The sequence below is a fragment of the Streptomyces sp. NPDC054841 genome (genome assembly GCF_053611045.1).
Window position 1 is genome coordinate 1 of sequence record NZ_JBSGZO010000155.1, and the last position, 17,228, is coordinate 17,228.

Sequence of the window (17,228 nt, forward strand, 5' to 3'; positions counted from 1 at the left end):
GCCCGGCTCCGCACCACAGGTCACCACAGGTCCGCTCCGCGGGCGGTCACGCCGCCGCCTGCGGAGCGGCCGAGCCGGCGACGCGGGGGTGTTCCGTCCCGCTTCCTCGACATGCTCCTCGGCACCGAGTCCTCCCCGCCGACAAGGGGGTGTTCGGTGGGAGAAGCCTCTCGCGGAGTGGACCGAGGCGTCCTCCCCGCCGACGCGGGGGTGTTCCGGATCTGGTCCATGACGAGGGCGAGTTCGTCCGGGCTTCCGGCGCGCCTGGCGCGCCTGGCGTGCCCGGCGGACGCCGATGGCGGCGCGGTCGAGGTGTTCGTACTTCAGCGTGCCGAAGAACCGCTCGACTACGCCGTTGGTCTGGGCTCCTCACCCGTGTGCGGACGTGACGGAACAGCGGGTTGTCGCCGGCGAACGCGTCAGCGAAGGTCACGCCAAACAGGTCTGCAGAGGTCAGGGTCACGAACCGACAACTGCACAACGATGCCGGCCATCCACCCGCGGCCTGCGTGCCGGGCGCATTCGTGCCGACCACGCAGGAGGCAACACGGACCGACGAGGGGGGGCGTATCGCCGGACCCTCGCCCTTCGGCGGCGTTCCGTGCCGTGTCGGATCCGGTCATCGGGTGGCGGTCCTGATGCTCGCTTCCTGCACCTGTGGGATTATGATGATCGCGAGGGTCCGGGTACTGCATCCCCCGTCGGTATCCGGGCCCTTCATTTCTCGCCAGGTCCTGGCCGGTTGTTCGCCACCGACACGAACGGTCCTCATGAGATCCGTCTCCGACCAACCTTCGGTGGCTTCCCCAGCGTTGACCGACACAGTTCAGCAGGAGCCCGGTGCACCCGGGTCCCTGCTGCTGTGCGGGCTCGCCCCGCCCCACCCCCGTGGGGGCAGAGCGAGCCCGGTCATGGGCGCCCGGTCACGAGGTGGACACGGACGGTTGTGAGGGCCGGGGAAGGTGCCGTGCCAGGTGCTTGGCCACGTCGATCACGGTGCGGTCGGCCAGGTAGGGGCCGATGATCTGGATGGCCAGCGGCAGGCCGTCGGCGGTCTTCCCCGCGGGCATGACGAGGGCCGGGAGTCTGACGTGGCCAGCCAGATTCAGCCACGCCGTCTGGTCGAAGTACGGGCGTCGCTCGCCGTCGACGGTGATGAACCGTTCGGGAACCGGTGTGGACGTCTGGTCGGCGACGGCCGTGGAAGGAACGGCCGGTGTGATGACGACGTCATGGGTGGCGAAGTAGTCCGCCCAGCGGCCTCGCAGCTTCTCGCGTTCCTCGTTCGCGCGCAGCCAGTCCCGGTGCCGCATCGTGCGCGAGTGCAGGAAGAGGCCGCTCGGGTCGTCGACGGGAATCTTCTCGGCGGCGGCGATGTCGTCGGCGAAGCCGGCGTCGGTGGCGGTGGCGCTCGCCGTTGCGTACATGAGCCGTTGGAAGAGCTTGTCGCTGTCGGCGAGTGGCACGGGCCGCGTGCTGTGGTCGACGGTGGCACCTGCGAACCGCAGGAGCTCGGAGACCTGGTCCAAGAGTCGGCGGATATGTTCGTCGACGTGGCAGTACGGGTCGTCCTGCCACATCCCGAAGCGGTAGTCCGCCAGCCGGCTTCGCCTGGGCGCCGGGAGTTCGATCCTCCAGGCGGCGGCCTCGGCCGGGGCCGGGGTCGCCAGGACGTCGAGGAGGGCGTCGAGGTCGTCGGCGTTCCGGGCGATGGGGCCGAGGGTGAGCATGTCGGAGCTGGAGAGCCACCCCGGTGGCCGAGGGACGTGTCCCCGGGTGGGGACGATGCCCCCGCTGGGGCGCAGCGCGTACACACCGCAGTAGGCGGCCGGGAGGCGGAGGGAGCCCGCGAGGTCGGAACCGAGTTCGAGGCTGGTCATGCCCGTGGCGACGGCTGTGGCTGGGCCTCCGGAGGATCCGCCCGGGGTCTTGGCGTCGTCGAACGGGTTCTTGGTCCTGCCGAAGATCGGGTTCGAGGTCTGCAGGTCCTGACACATGACCGGGACGTTCGTCTTGCCGACGATCACGGCCCCGGCGGAGCGGAGGCACGCGACGGCATCCGCATCCCGGCCGGGGACGTGGGCGGTGAGGTCGGGTGAACCGCAGGTCGTGCGGAGACCCTTCGTCTCCAGAGCGTCCTTGACCGTGAGGGGCAGGCCGTGGAGTGCGCCGAGCGGCTTGCCCGTCCTGGCCATGTGGCGGTCGGCCTCGTCGGCCGCCGCGCGTGCGCCGTCGGCGTCCAGGGTGATCACGGCGTTGAGGTCCGGATTGGTTTCGGCGATGTGCTGGAGGTACTGCTCCAGCAGAGCGCGGCTGGTGATCGTGCGCCGGCGCAGCGCGTCGAGTTGCTCGCGGGCGGGAGCCAGGTGCAGGTCGGTGCGCGGGGGCGGCGCGCCACCCGCGCGGGAGCGTGCAACCGCGGACATGGTGGCCATGGACGCCGCTGCGGCGATGGCCGTGGAGGCGATGAGCAGGGTGCGACGGAGGATCACGAACGGGCTCCTGAGGTGGGGCTACGGACGTCGGAGGCATTGCTCGCGGGGGGCGTGAAGTACGCGGCGACGCGCTGGAGGTGCAGCAGCTCGTCCTCTGTGGTGGCGAGGGCGAGCTTGGCGTCGGCGAACTCGGCTGGGCTGTGGACGAGTTCATCCGCCGCGTGCCGGCCGAGGGCGGCGCGGATCTGGTCGGCGGTGACGGCTGCGACGAACTCGGTGCCCGACAGCCCTTCGGACGCGCGGCGGGCTTCGGCCTGCACCCGCACGGCCGGATCGAGGTAGCGGCGCATCAGTTTCTGTCCCTGACGGATCTCGACTCGGCGGCGCAGCAGGGGGAAATGGGCGCTGCGGCCGCGCAGGACGTCCTGGCCCTGGCGGGCCGGGCGGCGCAGCGTGATGCTGGGGTCGGCCTGGTCAAGAGCGGACCACAGTCGGCCCAGGCGCCGGTAACGGATGTGCGCGATGGCCCAGTCGCGGACGCCGGTGGCACGCCGGGCGACGGTGGGGATGAGATAGCCGATCTGGGTGAGCGTCGCGCCGATGTCCCCGCAGGCCCAGGCGAAGTCGTTGAGGTGGCTGACGCTGAACCCGGCCTCGGCCCCAATGATGCCGGCGATCCGGATGCCGCTGTATCCGAGGGTGATGACCGCGCCGACGGTCACGAGACGCAAGCTGAAGGCGATCGACCGGTTCGTGGCGCTGCGCGCATAGGTCCAGCAGGACAGTGCCAGGTAGATCTCGGCGACGCTGTACGTCCCGAAGTACAGCAGCACGTAGGTCTGGAAGACGGGGTCGTGCGCGTAGTACAGGGAGAAGTCGGTGGGCCGGGTGGCGGCCGGGGTGAGCGACGCGAACAGAACCGCCATGGTCGCGATGACCGCCAGGGCCGCGACGAGCAGGAGTCGGCTACGCCGGCGCGCTTCCGGAGGCGGCTTCGACCAGTGTGCGAGGACGGTCGCCTGGAGGGCGAGGACGACGATCACGAAGCCCTGGGCAATCGGCACGACGATGTTCGGGACGCCGAAGATGCCGTCGATGCGCACCCACACCCAGGTGAGGGAGACCGCGTAGCTGAGCGCGGAGAAGCAGTACGTGAAGGCCAGCGCGACGAGCGCCGGGTCGCGGCGGCTCTTGCCCAGGTCACGCACCAGGATGAGGAATCCGGTGCCGGCGATGGCGAGGCACAGGGGGTGGAGGATGTCTTTCACGGGGCCCTATTCGGTCAGCGCAGCAACGTGCGGGCTATCGGGTCGACTTCCCGGCAATCCGGCGTGCGGGACGCGCTCACGTGCTCCTGCAGGAGAGAGCCCAGCATCTCGGCCTCGAACTCCTCCGGTTCGTTGTAACGGGTCCGCCCCAGGACGAGCTGCACCGTGGCGGGATCGATGTCGGTGATCAGACCGCCGAGGCTGCCGGCCTCGAGCGGGGCGTTACCCCGGTGGCGCTTGAGCATGTGACCGAACTCGTGGCCCACGATGATCTCGGCGTGCGCCCGGCTGACGGCCGTGTCGTAGAACACGTAATCGGTGTCTCCGGTGGCGAGCCACAGACCGCACGGTGCCGAGGCGTCGAGGGAGTCGGGGTCGGCCGGGTCGGAGGCGAACGGCATGAGCCGGATCGACCGGCCGAGGCGCTTCTCCATGAACGGCACCAGGTCCAGGATGCTGTCGACAGCAGGCAGGTCGAGGCTCGCGACGAACTCTCTGTTCCGGCGCTCGGCCTTGTCGGCGTCGCGGTCGGGTCCGCGGTTACGACGGTTGAGCCACACGGAGCTTCTCCTTCTCCTGGAGACACCAGTCGCCGGTCACGTCGAATCCCTTGCGGGGTCGTCGGGCAAGCCTTCCTCCTTGCGTACGGCTTCGAGGGCTGCCAGGACCTTGCGTTGTCCGGCGGCGGACACGCCCATCGACCGCAGCGCGATCTGCTCGACCCCGTTCTCCTTCAGTTTTCGCAGGATCTCGAACTGTGTCGTGATCTTCCGCGTGACCTCGTCCTCGACGAAATAGGCGGCCTCCACGCCGAAGAACCGGGCGAGGAGCGGAACGATGGTGATGGTCGGGGTCCGCTTGCCCGCACGGAGCAGGCTGATGTGGGACCGCGTGTAGCTGTCCTCCCCGTACGACGAGATCGTGCGAGCCACATGGGCGTTGGTGTACTCCTCCGCCCCCGGAGGACGCACCCGATCGAACAGGAAGTTGAGGCGGTCGCTGAACGGAGCGCCAGGGCCTGGGACGGGAACTGGTCGAGCTGTCTCCGGCGCATTGGGACCATCTCCTGGTTCCACCACTGCACCGCCTCCCTGCCCTCGGGCGTGACTATAGTTGACGCTCGTTGTGCGTAACTATAGTTGACGCGCCGGAAAAGGGAAGCCGTCGGCCCCTTCGTGGCCATGGGGATGTCACGGACTGCGCCGTCGGCGGGCCGAGTTCGTTCGATCGCGCGCTGCAACACTGGACCAAGTCCCTGACTTACAGGTCGCTTCTTATGGCAGGCGTCGGCCGTTGAACGCTTCATGGCGGACTTGGCGACGCGGCTGGTGCCGGACGAGTTGTGGATGCTGTTTCGGCGAGTGGTGCCGCCGACTGAGGTGATGCGGCCCCGGGGCGGCGGGCGACGGCGTGCGGGTGACCGCCGGACGTTGGCGGCGATCATCGCGAACGGCGGGCGGTGAGAAGACAGTTCATCCGTCGGTTCCGGCGACAGCTGGTCCAAGACCGGCCGGGAGGTGGGACACGGCCAGCGCAAGCGCCTCCTCGACAGTGTCGACCTCACCGATCGTGCTCTGCTCCGACAAGGTGGTCTGAACGCAGTAGCGACCGTCCTTCAAGGGAACGACGACAATTTTGACAGCGGCCGGAAACCCTGTGCAGGCGCTGAAGCCGAGCCTCCACATGCTGGAGAACGGGTACAGCTGCCGCAACTGCGGAATGGAGTGCGCGGCCTCCAGCAAGGGGCGGTACCCCGGGTAGGTCCATCGAGTCGCCACGTCTTCCAGCATCTGACGCCATTGCACGGCGACTGCGTCAGCGGGGCCACGTTCGTGTGCTTCGGCCAGCTCGCTGGAGCGCAGGAACGGAAGCAGTTGACGCATCTCCCGCAGAGAGGCCCCCTGTCCCCACACGACACCCGCCCTTACCACGTCGTACGGGTCCGTGGTCCACCCCTCGATCAGCGCGACACCCATGCTCAAGCCGGACACCCAGCACCAGCGGCTGCCCTCCCCGGTGCGGACCTCTACGACCAACGGCTCGCGATCAGGGACCGAGGTGGCCAGTCCTGCCCTGTGAGTCGGACGCCAGTGGTCGGGCACCACAGCAAGTGGCGTGCCTGCTTCGGCGGCCACAAGCTCCAGCACGGCTGCGAGGCTTCCCTCTGCTGCGAAATCGAGGTGCGGGTTCGGATCCACCGTCCCAGTGTGCTGCTACCCGGCATCGAAAAGAAACGGCCTCCTGGGAGCCGGCATTCGGGACGTCAGTCACGCACGGAGTCTGCCGCGGTGGGGACTCCGGGAGCCCGGCACGCGGTGGAACAGTAGTCACACATCCCGCGGCCGGCGCAGGACTTCGCGGGCCGGAGAACTACGCTCGACAGTGCGGACCCTGACCGGACGCGGGACTGCGCGGGGGAGGAGCCGCGCCCGTCGACAACCTGCGGGCCGCCGTGACGAAGCTGGTCAACGCCACCTTCGCCGCCCGCGACACCGCATGGTGGGGCCGGGGCACCGCCTGCGCCTCGGACTCGAAGAAGTTCGGCTCCTGGTCCTCGAACTTCATGACCGAGTACCACGCCCGCTACGGCGGGAACGGCGTGATGATCTACTGGCACGTCGAGCGGAAGAACGTCTGCATCTGCTCACGGCAATCACCAAGGAGTGATGGACATGCCCCTTCTCCCCTACGACGCCGTGCTCTGTGACGTCGACGGAGTACTCCGGCACTGGCCCGCTGCCGACACGCTTGAACAAGCCCACGGATTGCCCGTCGGGGCCCTCGCCGGCGCAGCCTTTGCACCGGCCCGTCTGCAACCCGCCATCACCGGCGAGATCACCGACGAGCAATGGCGGTCGGCGGTCGCGGCCGACCTCGCCGACCGTTGCGGATCAAAAGACCGGGCCACGCTGCAGTCTCGGCCTGGTCGCATCTCGTTCCGGTAGTCGACCAAGAGGTTGTCGCGCTGCTCAGACAGGTGCGCAAAGTCGCGTCCGTCGCGCTCCTGTCCAACGCGACCACCCGGCTGGAGCAGGACCTTGCCCGACAAGGACTTGCTGACCTGGCCGACACCGTCGTGAACACAGCCCGCGTCGGCATCGCAAAACCCGATCCACGGGTCTACCACATCGCAGCAGAACACCTCGGAGCCGCGATCAACCGCTGCCTGTTCATCGACGACACCGAAGCCAACGTCGTGGCGGCCCGCGAAGCCGGCATGACTGCTCTCCACTACCGACAGCTCGACGATCTACGCCTCGCACTCTCGCCGCTACTTAACGGGCCGAACTCCCAGACCCAGGAGCTCTGAACGCGAGGGCAATCGGACAGTTCCCATACCCGACTCCACCACTACCGGTGTCGTCGGACTTCCGGACCCGCACGCTGCACAACGTCCTGGACGGCACGATCAACCGAGCGATCGGCACGACGGCTGGCAGGCCGTACACCACGGAAACTTCAACGGCCTGATCGTCCTGGTCGAGTTGCGGGAGCAGGCCGGGGAACGGGACGGCTCGTGTGGTTACCTCGGGGGCGCATTCGGGCGGGATGATCCTGTCCCGCGTGAAAACTCGGGTTATGGTCGATGACCTGCAGCTATTCCCTGCGAGGCAGTCGCTGTCTCGGGCATGATCGATGGTCATGCGGTGGTCATGGATCTACCTGCTGGCACGCCGGTCGCTGGAACTGGCGGGCTTGAGACTGCTGGGCGGCGCAGCGAGTGACGTGGAACTGCTGGTGTTGCGGCACCAGCTTGCGGTGCTGCAGCGCCAGGTTGGCCGGCCGAAGCTGGAGCCGGGCGACCGGGTCCTGCCGGCGGCCTTGTCGCGGCTGTTGCCCAGGGGGCGCTGGAGCAGCTTCTTCGTGACCCCGGTGACGCTCCTGCGCTGGCACCGTCAGCTGATCGCGGAGGCGTGGACCTACCCCCACAAGCGATCTGGCCGACCGCCGATACCCGAGGAGACGGGGGAGTTGATCCTGCGCGTTGCTCGCGGGAACCCGCTGTGGGGCCATCGGCGCGTGCGGGGGGAGCTGGCCCGGTTGGGCATTGCTGTCTCTGCGGCGACCGTCCGGGCAGTCCTGCGTCAGGGCAAGGTCCCGCCCGCGCCGCAGCGGGCGCGCGATACCGGGGCTTCCTTCCTGCGGGCACAGGCGTCCGGGCTGTTGGCCTGCGACTTCTTCCATGTCGACACCGCGTTCTGCAGGCGGCTGTACGTGCTGTTCGTCATGGAGGTCCAGTCGCGACGAGTGCACATCCTCGGCGTCACCGCGCATCCGAACTGGGACTGGGTGACACAGCAGGCGAGGAACATGATGTTGGCCCTGGAGGACCGGGCCAACCGGTTCCGATTCTTCCTGCGCGATCGGGACGGGAAGTTCTCCGATACGTTCGACGCTGTGCTGGCTGGCGCGGGTGTGCAGGTTTTGCTCTCCCCGCCGAGATCGCCGAAGGCAAACGCCTTCGCCGAGCACTGGGTCGGCACCGTCCGCCGCGAGTGCACCGTCCGCCTGCTCATCATGAACGAGTGGCACCTACGCACCGTCTTGGACACCTGCACCGGCCACTACAACCGGCATCGGCCCCACCAATCCCTCCAGCAGCGACCTCCCGAGGCCGAGGAGTGCCACAGACGCCGCGTCGGGCAGCCTTGTCCGGGTCCGCTTTCGGCGAGGAGGGATCCCAGGTCTCGGGCAGGAACAGCCGCCAGTCGACCGCCGCCGAGGCGTGGTCGGACGCCAGGTGCAGCGAGACGCCCACCTGGCAGTTGGTGACCTTGCCCGCGGTGCCCGTGTACTGCCTCGACACGCACGCCGATGCGGTCCCGTCCTTGAGGAACCCGGTGTCGTCGAAGACCAACGCACTCGGCCGGATGACCGTCTCCATCTTCCAGGCCAACCGGGCCCGGACATGCGCCGGATCCCACGGGCTGGTGGTGATGAAGTGGGCCAGGGCTTGCCGGTTCCCGTCACTACTAGGGCGTGTTGTGAAAGTGGATCAAGGTCTTGAGTAATCGCGTGCTGTGGAGTCGGACGGACTGACATACTCCGCGCCGTGACGACTGACCACGGCTCCGGCCCGACTCTGACCATCGGCGAGCGCGACACCGATCTCAACGACCGATTGACCGAGGAATTGGTCGCCTTCAACACAGCCGCCACAGGTGCGACTGACCGTGGAACGTTCTCGGTCAAGGTCACCGATGAAGCAGGTGAACTGGTCGGCGGGCTGGCCGCGTGGACTTGGGGCGGCCTCTGCGGCATCGAGCTGCTGTGGGTTCGCGAGGACAGCCGTAAGGACGGGTGTGGTAGCAGGATCCTGCAGGCAGCTGAGACGGAGGCACGGCGACGCGGTTGCGATCGTGTCGCCGTCTCCTCTTTCACCTTCCAGGCTCCCGGCTTCTACCAGCGCCACGGCTATGCCGAGACCGGTCGGACCCTGGGTATCCCTGGAGGGAACGCGGACGTGCACCTGTTCAAGTCGCTGACCGATTCGACGCCGTCGTGCCAATCGTAGGCGTGCTGGTCACAGCCATTCGTTGATGGCCGCGACCAGCACCGTCGCTTCGTAGCGGACCGCGAGTTTCTCGTATCTCGTGGCCACGGCCCGGTGGCGCTTCAGCCGGTTGATGCCGCATTCCACCGCGTGGCGCTCCTTGTAGTCGTCCTTGTCGAACTTGGGCGGGCGGCCGCCGCGCGTCCCGAGCTTCTTGCGGTTGCGGACCTGGTCGGCCTTCTCCGGGATCGTGCATCCGCCCGCGTCTGCGGAGGTAGGCCCGGTTCGCGCGGGAGCCGTACGCCTTGTCCGCGCGGACCTTGTCCGGCTTGGTCCGTGGCCGGCCAGGGCCCATGCGGGGCACCCGGATACCCTCCAGGACCGGCAGGAACTGCGGGCTGTCGTGCCGCTGCCCGGCGGTGATCAGCAGCGGCAGAGGCTTTTGGCCCTGCTCCACGGCCAGGTGCAGTTTGGTGGTCAGCCCGCCGCGCGACCGCCCGAGGCCGTGGTCGTCGGGCTCGGTGAAGACTCCGCCGGGAGGCTCCTTCTGCAGTGCCCCTTTTTACGCGCGCCGGCGGCGTGCTGGTGAGCCCGGGTGACCGTGGAGTCCACGCTCACGTCCCATGTGATCAAGCCCTTCGCGTCGGCCTCGGCCTGCAGCTGCACGAAGATCCGCTTCCAGGTACCGTCCCGTTGCCAGCGTCGGAGTGAAGTAGGCCGCCGACGAGGTGCCCGTGGCCCGGGTCCTTTTCCGACGGCCCCTTCCCGAACGGTGCGGGCTAGTTTCCCAGCACACCGCTCTCCAGTGATCTTTTCCGGGTGGATGAGGTCGCTCGTCCCGCGTGGATGTCCTCGTGGCAAGGCCGGCAGACGACCAGGGTTTTACGTCGTCTCATTGCCATCAACTTCACCCACACGGGGCGCTCGGCTCGGCCCTGTTGCTTGAGATCGGCGAGTTTCCGGATGTGATGGACCTCAACCCGGCTCGTTGAGCCGCATATCTCGCAGCAGTCCGCGAGGAGCCGCTTCACCAACTCGGTGGTGCTGATGTGGTTGGGTTTCAACGGCTCTCGGTCGGCCATTACCGCTGTGCGCTGCCGTTTGAGCGGGATGCCGCCGAAGCGGGCAACCAGCGCCTTCTTCTCACCTTCGCGCTCGACGATGACTTCAAAGCATTTTCGAGGGCCGTCCGGGGTGTCGATGGTCGCCTTGTACTTGCGGGCCATCTTCGTGACGGTCGATCTGTGCTTCGACGCCAGTGTCTTGAGCATGGACGTCTCCATCACCCATTGCAGGCGGTTTAAGCGGGCGACGTCCTGGGCGAGAAGGTAGTACTGCACGAGTCCCCGGTACTCGGCTTGGTATGTCGCCACGATTGAAAAATCGCTGTCGTGGAGAAGCACACCACGGAGTTTCGGCTTCCCGCCACCCATGTAGGAGGCACAACGCTGCCGGATTACCTCGCGTGGCACGAAAAGCCCGATGGCACCGTTGACGGAGCGTCGTGGTCCCGTGAGCTTCGTGTCGCATCGCTGGGCTTTTACCTCATAGCCGAGGAAGCGCGCCGCCTGGCTGGTGGCGTGCGTGACCAGGGTCTTGGATTCGGAGAGTTCCAGCCGGAGTTCATCCAGAAGGAATGCCGTGATCCGCGCCTTGATCCCCTCGGCTTCGTGCTTGGGCCCAGCGAAACCGAGCAGCCAGTCGTCGGCATACCTGACATACCGTAGGCGCCGAAAGCCTGGATCATAGGGGTCTTTGCTCGGCAAGCTCCGCATTTGGAGCCGGAGTTGCCGTACTGCGGCGCGATCTCCGCGCCGCTTCGCCCAGTACATCCGGCTGTCGAGCCGATGGTACTCGGGATGATGCCGTCGTTTTCTGCCGCGGTTGTATTCCGGCAGCAGCTTCTGCTCAATGAACCGATCGAGCCTGTCAAGATAGATGTTGGAGAGGACGGGCGATGCCACACCCCCTTGGGGAGCCCCACTCAGCGTGGCGTTCCACCGCCAGTCTTCCAAGTATCCGACCCTGAGCATGGCCCGGATCAGCCGCAGGAACCGGCCATCGTGGATCTTCTCCCCGAGGATCGTGAGCATGACCTCGTGGTCCAGGCTGCCGAAGCAGTCGGAGATGTCTCCCTCGATGAACCAGCGCGTTCCGGTCCAGTACTTCACCACGTCCTGCAACGCGGTGTGACAGCCCCTCTTGGGGCGGAACCCGTGAGAGCGATCGGAGAATTGGACGTCGTAGTACGCCTCCAATAACAGACGTACGACCTCGGCGACCAGTTTGTCCGACCACGTCGGCAGGCCAAGCGGGCGCTTCTTCTTCGCACCGCCTTTCTTGTCAATGTAGACCCGCTTGACGGGCGTCCATCGATACGACTCCGACCGCAGTGTGCCGATGATCGTGTCAATCTTCGCCCGTGACATGCCGTCCACGGTCTCCCCGGTGACCCCAGGCGTCATTGCACCGGAATTCCGGTAGATGCGCCCATAGGCCATCAGAAAGAGCTGCGGATTAAACAGCTGCCGGTAGATCCTTTCCAACGGCAGGCTTCGCCTGCCGCGTTCCCGGATGACGTCCAGCACCGTTTCGGCGCTCTGCATTGCGCATACCTCCCCTTACTGGACGTCGAGTTCACCTGTGCCCCTTCGCCCTCATTCCGGCTTTCCCGGACTTCACGGCCGGTCGCAACTCCGGCGACTACTATGGGCACTCCGTCGCCGTAGGGCTCGCGCCCCGTAGGCGATCCCGTGGTACGTCTTCGCTGTACGTATCGAGCACGACGTAGGCCGCCCACTCATCTCCTTGACCGCCCTCACTGGGCGACGCCCCTCTCCTTGGAGGTTGCCGTCCGAACCCGTTCTTCAGAGCCCGGCAAGGAAAGGGCACCGGTTTCAGGTATCGTTCCGGTGAGTTTCTATTTTTGCCGCTGGAGATTGGGCTTCAAGCAATCCAGCCTTGGCCATATCGCGCGGGTCTTGCGGTCCTCCGCCCTGGATACCTCCAGACGGCCACCGCTTTCCTGACATGCTGTTGTCCCCTTCGGCTTTCGCCTCCAGGTAAGTCAGGCGACCCAGAAACATTCCTCCAAGTTCCTCCCGAGTGAGTCGGGGATACAACGAAGCGCCTCACGGCGCACAGAAGGCATACACCCGGTCCCAGGAAGGGAAGTCGGCGGGCATGGAGCGCCACTTGATGCCGTTGTCGGTGACGTACCGGATCGCGTCGAGTATCACGCGGTGGCAATAGCCCTCCGGCTGCCCGCCCCGGCCCTCCAGCCAGGCCGGCACCGGCATCGCTTCCCGCACCACTGCCCACTCCGCGTCCGTCATGTCCGACGGATACACCGGCACCCTCTCCGGGCGGTCGGCCGCGTTCCCGAACCTGTGCGCGAGGCAGTCGCACGACGACACGCGGGAGTTGGACGAGACGGGGACCGTCACGCAAGACTGGAACAACAGGGCCTCCTGGCACTCGAGTGGTCGCAAACCCGAGCTACCAAGGGGCCCTGTACTCATGCATCCACCCGGCCGAGATCACCCGGCCAAGGACCGTGTTCGATCGGAACCGTCCTCATGATCGATAGAGATACGGCTTCTCAACCAAGCCCTGAACAAGGTCTATGGGCAGGTGAAACGCCTCGAACGAGGCGACCCTGGGCCAGGCGAAACGATGGAGACCGCAGCCCAGGCCCAGTACGAGGTCTGGGACATCCTCCGGGCTATGAGAACTACCATGCGTCACGACCTCGCTGTGACGCCTGAAGAATCAGGTTGAGTGAGACGGGCGCAGGTCGGCTGTCTCACTCAGCCCGAGGGTGTGACGTATGTGGCCGTGGCCTCGACGAGCGAGCTGAACTTGCTGCGGATCCATGGACCTGTGGTGGTGCCGGGGGGGACAGCTGGAAGGACTCCTCGAATGTGGCGTAGGTGTCGCCGGCGATGTGGCGGCTTTGCGCTCATTCTCTGGTAGCAGTGACAGTGCCATGACGAGCTGGGTAAGCAGAGCGATGCGGGGGTAGGCCGTACGGTCCGGGAGCGGCCCTACCCGAAGGAGCATCGCCGCTGCCAGGGCTGCCTACAGGAGCAGCTGGCGAAGAAGAAGGCGCGGGTCGAGGCGTGGCTCATCGAGGTGACCGTGTGCGCCGACGACGACTGCACGGCGCGGATCGGGCCAAGAGAGCGGCGTGGGCCTGGCTCAAGGAGCCTGCCTGGCTGCTGCGTCCGGAGCGTACAGACCTCCCGGCTCGATGTGGTGGCCTGACTGGGCGCGCCGGTGTCCGCCGTGCGAGAAGGCGTACGACGCGGAGCAGGAGCGCCGGTGGGCTGAGAATCAGGCCGGTACGAGCAGCAGGGGCGGGAGCGCCGGGAGGCCGAGGCTCAGCAGGCCGAGGAGCGCCAGCGGTGGGCCGCGGCGGCGCTCGTCGACCCGGACGTCCTGGTCCTCGACCCGGTTATCCGGGCAGAGGCGTGTCTCACCAGCGGACCTGTGTCCCTCCAGAGCTTGCGGAAGGAGTCCACTCCGTCGAGTGACGTTGTCTCTGTCCGGAGGTGTCGCTTCGTGATTCAAGCGGCTGCGGGACCACCAGGGCGGCTTCTCGGTGTCATCTTCCCAGAAAGATCAGTAACCGCTATCTTCCCCGCCATGGGCGAGTGGGGGATGCAACTCAGAAGGCGCGGCTGCTGGTTCTCCTGGCAGAACGTGGAGGAACTGGTCAAGATCCTGGAAGAGGAAGTTCCTCATGGCCAACTGGTCATATCCCGCAGGGAGGTGTCGGTCTCGACTGATCAGAACGGCGTGCGGTGGAAGAAGACGCAGGCGCGTCAGTGGACCGAACTTGATGCCTTCAAGACCGATATGCAGGGCACTCAGGTGATTTCGGATCTGGTGATCGAACGCCGATCACCGGCAGCCGACACCCTCAGAATCACCATCGAGATCGGTAAGCCGACCCGCACTTGGCGCCCATTCGGCAGGCAGCCCTTCGCGGTATGCCATCTCAGCGGCGGCAGCACCTCGTGGCAGCAAGGGGCTGGTCACCGGATCGCCGAGACGTTCACTCAAGCACGGTTCCTCGGCCGCCGTCTGACCAAGTGGCTCGACCGCCTGGAGCTGCTGTGCATCCTGGTCGCCTTCACGAGCTTGGTCTACTACCCGTCCGGGACCGGTGGGACCATCGGCGCCGCAGCCTTCTTGATGGGGATTGCCGCGTACCAGATTGACAAAAACCTGACCCGATCGATCTTGCTGAATGAGCCAAAGCGCTTGCAGGGCTTCGTCGCCCGAAGGAGTGCAAACCACCGTGTGACGGGTGGCAGCCAGCGAGAGGTCTTCCTCTTCGTCATGAGCGTCTTGGGTGCGGTCGCCGGGGTGATCGGCACGATCGTTGCGATCGTCACCTATCTCTTCCCGCGCGGCTGAGGACGCTGGTGGCAGTGCCCTGTCGGGCCGGCTCGGCCCGCAGCCGCTCGTTGTCGAGGGTGAGGACCTGGGCCTTCTGGGCGAGCGTGTCGACGGACCGGCGGAGGTCGGTGATCTCTTCGTGGCGGGCGTGACGTGCTTCGCGGAGTTCGCCCTGGAGTTCGCGGATGCGCTCGCGCAGGGTCGCGGGAACGTCGGGGCCGCTGGTGTTCGTCGACGCGCTGTCGGAAGGTCTCCAGTGTCTCTCGGGTCGAATGTGAGCTGCCGTACAGTTCGTTCAGCGGCAATCAGTGCCTCGGCGCGTAGCGTAATGCCGCGGACCCGGGCTCGTTGGAGGCCGAGACGCGCTCTCGCCCTGTACGGCGTCCAGACGACAGCGGCCGCGGCCGCATGCTCGCCGCAATGGCGGCCGCCACCACGCCGCCCGGAGCTGTCACCGTCATTGCCCCCGGTGCGTACGAGGTCGCGGCCTTCCTCCGCCCCCAGCCGGTTTCCCCGTATCCGGTGTCCGGGCCGGTTCGGAACGCGTCGAGAGGCGCCAGCCACGGCTGGCGCCCCTGGCGGTCTCTGCCGATATTGCCTGCCGGACTGTGTGCTGCTGCCTTTCTCGACCAGGCGTTAGCCCGTGTCAGGTTTCGGCCGTCATGGGGTGCTCGGGTCCAGTGCGACCCGAGCGCCGCGTCGGAGCAAGCTCCGCGGTCGCGGTCGCGTCTATGCGCCGAGGCTCCCCATGACGGCCTTGAGCGCTGTGGCGAGTGCCTGGTCCGCCGCGACGGGTAGATCGGGGACCACTCCGACGCCTTCCCAGTTGGTGCCGGTGACGCTGTTGATGGTCCGGGCGGTCGGCACGGTCACGAGGATATGTTCGGTTACCACGTGGCGAGCTGTTGGATGCGCGCCGCCCCGTGTCGTCTCACCGACGAGGATGGCCCGGCCGTGTGCCTGAAGGGTATACGCCACGTCTTCGCCCCCGGAGAACGTGATCGCGCTGGTGAGCACATAGACCGGGCGGTCCGCGTAGCGCGGCGCGGGAAGGTGCGCGGTCGTCCAGAACTGGCGTGTGGTGCCGGTGGAGCGTTCGTAAATGTCGTTGAGGTGTACCTGGTCGTCGCGGAAGAAGTAGCTGCACCACATCGCTGCCCCTTCCGGTGCCCCGCCGCGGCATGCGCGCAGGTCCAGGATGAGCGCGGAGCTGTGGGCGACCAGTTGCATGGCTGCGCCGATGGCGTTGGCGCCTTCGTCGGCGTACGCGATGCGCCGGAGGTCGATGAGCCCGACGTTCCCGTCCAAGTGCTCGACACGGCGTATCCCTTGGTTCTCTTCCTTGAGCAGCGCGAGGAACGCGGCCCGTCCCGCGTCTTGGTCCGCCGGATCCAGCGACTGCGGCTGGTCCACCCAGAGCAGCCGCAGATGCTTGTCCGGGCACACTTCCTGAAGGTGAGCGGTCACGGTCTCGCAGAGCACCGGGCCGTCCAGGCCGTCGTACTCGCCCGCCGCGAGCCGGCGCCGGATTGCGGCCTCGAGGTCCACGGCCTTCTCGGGAAAGACGTACCCTGACTCGATCCGGTCCAGGGCCTGTTCGACTATCTGTTTGTTGGTGAGCATGGCGGGCCATGCTAGACCGGGAACAGCGTCATGAGCAGTGGTTTTCCGCGCAGGCTCAGCCGGCACGAGGTGTGGCCGGAGTCGCCCCGCCGGCTGCCAGGTGCCGATGACGAGGTCGCGTTCGCAGCACAGCCAGCCTGCGTTGTACCTGCGGTCGTACGAAGCGTACGGGGGTGTCGGCGTCCGGGGCGACGGCGAGGACGTCGGGTCTGTGGTCGTCGCTGGGCTGGATGACCCCACGGACGGTCCGATGTTCTTGCGGGCGGTGAACATCACGCGAAAGGCGTCGGCCGCGGCCTGGCCCTCGGAAGAGAGGACATCGGGGCGTGGCCGCAACGACGCGAGAAGGGACGCTTCATCGGGCGGGCCCCTGTTGACAGGTGGCGTGGACGAGGCCGCTGCTGGGCGTCTTCAGCACGCAGGGCAAGTGGACTTGGAGGTGCTCGACTTCGACCTGGCGGCCGCGTTCATGAAAGGCTCGGGCGAGGAGTTCGGTGAGTCCGCTGGCACTTCTCGAGACTACCGACCGCGCCACGGCGGAGTGCCTGACAAGCACTCCGGCCTGAGTCCCGCCATCGTCGCTGCCACCCGACGTGGCAGGCTGAGGGAGCGGTGAGCAGGCACGACACACGTGCGAGAGGGCGCGGACGTGGTGCTGGTCGAGGAGGCTGCCTGGACCTGGGAGTGCGCGCTCCTGCTCAAGTACGTGCTGGTCAGCGAGGAATGGGACGGTTAACTGATCGTGTCGGCGCGCTGCGCCGACACCGACGGGCCGTTCGTCGACCCGGCCCCGCGCCGGTAACGGCTGACCCTCGTGGGCTGTGCCCCGACCGGGCGGCTGCGCGAGGCGGTCGAGCGCGCCCGGCACCAGCCCGTCGGATCGGACGGAACTATCGAGCCCGTCGGCGTCGGGGAGCTCGGCCTCATCGTGGACTTCCCCGTGCCCGGGGCTGGCCCCGAGGCCGCCCCCTTCGACGCCTACGACGCGCACCACTGGGAGCC

13 protein-coding genes and 4 pseudogenes are annotated in these 17,228 nt (G+C 67.1%); 7 read left to right on the plus strand and 10 right to left on the minus strand.

Going from position 1 to position 17,228, the window contains the following annotated elements; genetic code table 11:
- Positions 1-923 precede the first annotated feature (923 nt).
- From ACWGI8_RS21170 to ACWGI8_RS21190, 5 genes are all read right to left on the minus strand, one after another.
- Complete coding sequence (locus ACWGI8_RS21170; protein WP_453662976.1) at positions 924-2,492, minus strand: amidase; 1,569 nt, start codon at positions 2,490-2,492, stop codon at positions 924-926.
- On the minus strand, positions 2,489-3,703 hold the full coding sequence (locus tag ACWGI8_RS21175) for an MAB_1171c family putative transporter (RefSeq protein ID WP_453662977.1): 1,215 nt from the start codon (positions 3,701-3,703) through the stop codon (positions 2,489-2,491). The genes ACWGI8_RS21170 and ACWGI8_RS21175 overlap by 4 nt, the downstream gene beginning before the upstream one ends.
- A gap of 14 nt (positions 3,704-3,717) precedes the next feature.
- Complete coding sequence (locus ACWGI8_RS21180) at positions 3,718-4,263, minus strand: hypothetical protein (RefSeq protein WP_453662979.1); 546 nt, start codon at positions 4,261-4,263, stop codon at positions 3,718-3,720.
- A 36-nt stretch (positions 4,264-4,299) separates the two neighbouring features.
- Positions 4,300-4,635, minus strand: a complete 336-nt coding sequence (locus ACWGI8_RS21185; protein ID WP_453662980.1) for a hypothetical protein — start codon at positions 4,633-4,635, stop codon at positions 4,300-4,302.
- A gap of 540 nt (positions 4,636-5,175) precedes the next feature.
- Positions 5,176-5,901 carry a DUF6193 family natural product biosynthesis protein gene (locus ACWGI8_RS21190; RefSeq protein ID WP_453662982.1) on the minus strand — a complete coding sequence of 242 codons (726 nt, stop codon included), beginning with the start codon at positions 5,899-5,901 and terminating at the stop codon, positions 5,176-5,178.
- 236 nt (positions 5,902-6,137) lie between these two features.
- Here ACWGI8_RS21190 and ACWGI8_RS21195 point away from each other — a divergent pair.
- From ACWGI8_RS21195 to ACWGI8_RS21210, 4 genes and pseudogenes are all read left to right on the plus strand, one after another.
- A pseudogene (locus ACWGI8_RS21195) lies at positions 6,138-6,353 on the plus strand (Tn3 family transposase); the annotation flags it as partial.
- A gap of 22 nt (positions 6,354-6,375) precedes the next feature.
- Positions 6,376-6,648: a hypothetical protein gene (locus ACWGI8_RS21200; RefSeq protein ID WP_453662994.1), complete on the plus strand. Its 273-nt coding sequence runs from the start codon at positions 6,376-6,378 to the stop codon at positions 6,646-6,648.
- Positions 6,552-7,013 carry an HAD-IA family hydrolase gene (locus tag ACWGI8_RS21205; protein WP_453662983.1) on the plus strand — a complete coding sequence of 154 codons (462 nt, stop codon included), beginning with the start codon at positions 6,552-6,554 and terminating at the stop codon, positions 7,011-7,013. Before ACWGI8_RS21200 ends, ACWGI8_RS21205 begins: the two co-directional genes overlap by 97 nt.
- 1,004 nt (positions 7,014-8,017) lie before the next feature.
- A pseudogene (locus ACWGI8_RS21210) lies at positions 8,018-8,302 on the plus strand (integrase core domain-containing protein); the annotation flags it as partial.
- 19 nt (positions 8,303-8,321) lie between these two features.
- Here the strand turns inward: ACWGI8_RS21210 and ACWGI8_RS21215 are convergent.
- Positions 8,322-8,684: pseudogene (locus tag ACWGI8_RS21215) on the minus strand (transposase); the annotation flags it as partial.
- 72 nt (positions 8,685-8,756) lie between these two features.
- On the opposite strand from ACWGI8_RS21215, the gene ACWGI8_RS21220 reads away from it, so the two are divergent.
- Positions 8,757-9,218, plus strand: a complete 462-nt coding sequence (locus tag ACWGI8_RS21220) for a GNAT family N-acetyltransferase (protein WP_453662985.1) — start codon at positions 8,757-8,759, stop codon at positions 9,216-9,218.
- Positions 9,219-9,227: 9 nt separating this feature from the next.
- Here the strand turns inward: ACWGI8_RS21220 and ACWGI8_RS21225 are convergent.
- The 3 genes and pseudogenes from ACWGI8_RS21225 to ACWGI8_RS21235 form a co-directional block, all read right to left on the minus strand.
- Positions 9,228-10,067: pseudogene (locus tag ACWGI8_RS21225) on the minus strand (IS5 family transposase).
- Positions 9,977-11,803, minus strand: a complete 1,827-nt coding sequence (locus ACWGI8_RS21230; RefSeq protein WP_453662986.1) for a reverse transcriptase domain-containing protein — start codon at positions 11,801-11,803, stop codon at positions 9,977-9,979. The pseudogene ACWGI8_RS21225 and the gene ACWGI8_RS21230 overlap by 91 nt, the downstream one beginning before the upstream one ends.
- Positions 11,804-12,328: 525 nt before the next feature.
- Complete coding sequence (locus tag ACWGI8_RS21235) at positions 12,329-12,532, minus strand: transposase (protein ID WP_453662988.1); 204 nt, start codon at positions 12,530-12,532, stop codon at positions 12,329-12,331.
- Between the two features lie 1,312 nt (positions 12,533-13,844).
- Here ACWGI8_RS21235 and ACWGI8_RS21240 point away from each other — a divergent pair.
- Entirely contained in the window at positions 13,845-14,621 is a 777-nt protein-coding gene (locus ACWGI8_RS21240) for a hypothetical protein (RefSeq protein WP_453662989.1), read from the plus strand.
- Between the two features lie 711 nt (positions 14,622-15,332).
- On the opposite strand, the gene ACWGI8_RS21245 is transcribed toward ACWGI8_RS21240, so the two are convergent.
- A complete protein-coding gene (locus ACWGI8_RS21245) occupies positions 15,333-16,226 on the minus strand; it encodes a S41 family peptidase (protein ID WP_453662990.1) in 894 nt (297 codons plus the stop codon).
- An 814-nt stretch (positions 16,227-17,040) separates the two neighbouring features.
- Between ACWGI8_RS21245 and ACWGI8_RS21250 the strand changes: the two genes are divergently transcribed.
- On the plus strand, positions 17,041-17,228 hold a 188-nt coding region (locus tag ACWGI8_RS21250), incomplete at its 3' end, for a hypothetical protein (protein WP_453662992.1).

What these genes read in the sequence shown, in the direction of transcription:
- ACWGI8_RS21235 (WP_453662988.1), bottom strand. Translation starts at nt 12,532, where the DNA reads ATGACGGACGCGGAGTGGGCAGTGGTGCGGGAAGCGATGCCGGTGCCG.
- ACWGI8_RS21200 (WP_453662994.1), top strand. Translation starts at nt 6,376, where the DNA reads ATGCCCCTTCTCCCCTACGACGCCGTGCTCTGTGACGTCGACGGAGTA.
- ACWGI8_RS21205 (WP_453662983.1), top strand. Translation starts at nt 6,552, where the DNA reads ATGGCGGTCGGCGGTCGCGGCCGACCTCGCCGACCGTTGCGGATCAAA.
- ACWGI8_RS21230 (WP_453662986.1), bottom strand. Translation starts at nt 11,803, where the DNA reads ATGCAGAGCGCCGAAACGGTGCTGGACGTCATCCGGGAACGCGGCAGG.
- ACWGI8_RS21240 (WP_453662989.1), top strand. Translation starts at nt 13,845, where the DNA reads ATGGGCGAGTGGGGGATGCAACTCAGAAGGCGCGGCTGCTGGTTCTCC.
- ACWGI8_RS21245 (WP_453662990.1), bottom strand. Translation starts at nt 16,226, where the DNA reads ATGCTCACCAACAAACAGATAGTCGAACAGGCCCTGGACCGGATCGAG.